Source organism: Sphaerochaeta sp., assembly GCF_050178175.1.
Taxonomy (GTDB): domain Bacteria; phylum Spirochaetota; class Spirochaetia; order Sphaerochaetales; family Sphaerochaetaceae; genus Sphaerochaeta.
In genome coordinates this window covers 1-3,193 of record NZ_JBFXGH010000182.1, presented here as the reverse complement: position 1 = coordinate 3,193, position 3,193 = coordinate 1, and the positions used below count along the sequence as shown (strand labels likewise).

General features: G+C 48.1%; 3 protein-coding genes and 1 pseudogene. 3 read left to right on the top strand and 1 reads right to left on the bottom strand.

Features of this window, described 5'->3' with window-relative positions:
- A partial coding sequence (locus AB7S66_RS12235; RefSeq protein WP_428520397.1) for a winged helix-turn-helix domain-containing protein occupies positions 1–232 on the top strand: 232 nt, incomplete at its 5' end.
- Positions 229–1,725: a sensor histidine kinase gene (locus AB7S66_RS12230; RefSeq protein WP_428520395.1), complete on the top strand. Its 1,497-nt coding sequence runs from the start codon at positions 229–231 to the stop codon at positions 1,723–1,725. The genes AB7S66_RS12235 and AB7S66_RS12230, both read left to right, overlap by 4 nt.
- Here the strand turns inward: AB7S66_RS12230 and yfcE are convergent.
- Positions 1,715–2,257, bottom strand: coding sequence for a phosphodiesterase (yfcE, locus tag AB7S66_RS12225; protein ID WP_428520393.1), 543 nt, complete (start codon positions 2,255–2,257; stop codon positions 1,715–1,717). The two genes, AB7S66_RS12230 and yfcE, sit on opposite strands and share 11 nt — an antisense overlap.
- Before the next feature lie 272 nt (positions 2,258–2,529).
- Here yfcE and AB7S66_RS12220 point away from each other — a divergent pair.
- Positions 2,530–3,193, top strand: a pseudogene (locus AB7S66_RS12220) (hypothetical protein); the annotation flags it as partial.

The following is a 3,193-nucleotide window of genomic DNA, read 5'->3' as shown; positions in this document are numbered from 1 at the left end:
CGCCGCTGAGTGGAGGATCCTTGCATTCCTGATTGAAAACTCACATCATTTGGTTTCTCGTTCCCAGATTCTCGAGGAGTGTTTCGACTATGCTGTCGACTCCTATGAACGGGTGGTTGATACCCATATAAAGAATATCCGCTCCAAACTTGGAGACGGCCCCTGGATCGAGACGGTCCGTGGCTATGGGTACCGTTTTATCGGGCATGAGAAGGAAGGCGCAGTGCTATGAGAAGACAGTTCGTAAGGCTCTTCCTGGGATTCGTGTTGGTGGTTGCCGTAGTGGTGGGTATCCAGGCTACGGTGTTCTTGGTGACTATCCACCACCAGCGAATCAATTGGACTGAGTCTGTCTTCCAGGACTATCTCTCTGCACTGAGTAAAAATCTTTCGGCAGGGTTGGATGGTCGCAGCTATTCCCTGATGAGTTTGGAGGAGGTCTTGTTGCGCTCCGCCGATGACCGGGTTAGTGGGCTATACATCCGCAATCCTGATGGCACGGTGGCCATAGCATACGGCATGACCAGTGGTGGTGCATCCCTGCCGGTTCCTCGCTCTGAGGAGTATGAGGTCAATCGGCCGATGATGAGTTCACCTGCAATGCAACGAGCCCACCAGCAGATCTCTGAGCAAGGATTCTCTGCAAGTGAGATGCACAGTTCTGTCTATGAGGTACATATAGAGAAGGATGCCGACAATTCCTCACTCTCCGTGAACCAACAATCTGCATCACAGTCTCATACCATTCTCCTGCCTCCCCAGGTGAAGGCTACCGATATTGCCGGGAGTTTGGTCATCTCCTACAACGATGAGGTGATTGCCCTGGTTGATGTGCTCACCTTTACTCCCTTTACCTACAAGAATACCGGTTACCTCTTCAGGGGCTTGCTCTTCCCGATTCTTTGGGCCATGCCGATTGCCTTTGTCATTGCCCTTATGATGGCAGCTTCCATTTCAAAGCGGAGCGAACGCTATACCCAGGGGATCCAGAAGGCGCTGAAACAATTGAGCAGTGGAGAGAACGGGGTTGAGCTCCCCAAGACAAAGATAGATGAGCAACGTGTGATCAATGACTCGATTAAGATGCTTGATGAGAACCTTGCCCAGCATAAGAGAAGCCGGCAGGCTTGGCTTAGGAGCATCTCCCACGACCTCAACACGCCTGTTGCCAGTATGAAGTTGCTGCTCGATGGAATTGCTGACGGGGTGTTCCCTGCAAATGAGAAGACTTTCCTGGCACTCAAGAATGAAAACGATGCTCTTTCAGCTCGTATTGCCCAGGTTGTGCTGTACAGTAATCTCCAAAGTCCCGATATGAAGGTAACAAGAGAGGACATTGCAATCCCTTCCTTCATCCAGCAAGTGTTCTCTTCATTCACCAAGGAAGAGCAGGACCGCATCTATCTCGACGCTGAGGATGCCTCCTTGCAGGGTGACCAGAACCTGCTCAGCTATGCATCCCGTGCCATGCTCTCCAATGCCTTGCAGGCAAGCGAAGGTTCGGTTGGCTGGTCCATCGGGAAGAACACCATGACCTTCACCAACAAAGGGACGATTGCAGAAGGCATAGATTTCTTTGAGCCATGGAGCAAGGGGGATGCCAGCCGCGGTACCTCCGGCAGTGGGTTGGGGCTTCCCATCACTGCCCAGATCATGCGTCTCCACCATGGTGAGGCAGAGATCAGCCAGCGGGAAGGGGATGTCGTGGTAAGTCTCAGATGGTGAGGCTCATCAATTCCTTGCCGCCCTCCAGCTCATAGATGGTAAACGTATTGTCTTCCAGCAAACAGTAACTTGCCGGAAAACCTCCTTTTGGAAGGGAAACTGAGCCCGGGTTGATGAAAAACATGCCTTCCCGCTCCTCCGCTACAGGGATATGGGTATGCCCACTGATGACAATGGTTCCCTCTACCAGGGGTGGAAGTTCCTTGTGCCCATGATGCAGGTAGATCAATCTGCCTCCTACCTGTTCCAGGTGCATGATTGCACTGCTTGAGAGCATGGGGAACTCCAATACCATCTGGTCAACTTCGGAATCACAGTTCCCACGAACAGAAATTAACGATTCTTTTACACTATTTTGTAGCCTGCACACTTCTTTTGGGTTATACTTATAAGGAAAGGTATTTCTTGGACCATGATAGAGAAGGTCCCCGAGCAGGATAAGCTTGGAGGCTTTGGTTGTTTGAAAGATATTCAGGAGTGTATGCATCGCATATGCACTTCCATGGATGTCGGAGGCGAAAAGGTATATCATACTTATATGATAATGAAATCGATTATGTACTGCAATAATGTTAACAATAGAAATGATAGTGTCTGTGTAACCTTCTCAGATTACACACAAAGGGAATATATACACACAAACCACACACAAACACCATCTAGCTTCACACTTACTCAAACAACATCACTTGTTCCTCATATTAATCTATCATTTGCACAATCTATGTCCATTGTACTCACAAAGTGCATCAGCATACTGATGTTACAAATAAACTCTCACGCAAAAAAATGGAGATTTACGTCATGAAGAAAAAGTTTGTATTGACTCTGGCGCTGGTACTCATGGTTGCAGGAACTTTGGTTGCTGCTACCCCTATCGAAGTTAGCGGTACATTTGACTATGGTTATGATTTCATTTTTACAGATGACCTTGATGTTAATGGAACCGGTGATGCTGGTGAACTTGTCACTCTTCTGGATTTTACTGGTGATTTCTGGAAAGTCAGCTTGGATAGTGATACTGATGTAAAGTATCATGATGAGCAGTCTGTAACTGCAACTGCTGAGATCTACTTGGACAAGGCTCTTGCAGAACAGGGCACTGACCTGGGCGACCTAGCTCTTACCCTTCACGTAGGTAATGGTGTTGGCGATGGTTATCCTTCTGTACTGGCTGACAAGAATGATTATGTTGGTGACTACTTGGGAAATGATACAGTAGATATCTCTTTGGCAATGGCTGGTGCAGATAACAACTTTGGCGTAACTGTTAAGTATGCTGATATGGTTGAAGTCTATGTTTCTGCTGATCCTACTATTGAAACTTCTCCAATGGTTATTGGCGCAAAGGTCATGCCTCTTGATGGTGTTGAGGTTGCAGTTGGATTCACCAATGCTTACCTCGCACAGGAGAGCAATGCTATGGCAGTTTCTGCCAAGGCTGATGTAGCTGCTCTTGCTGGCCTTG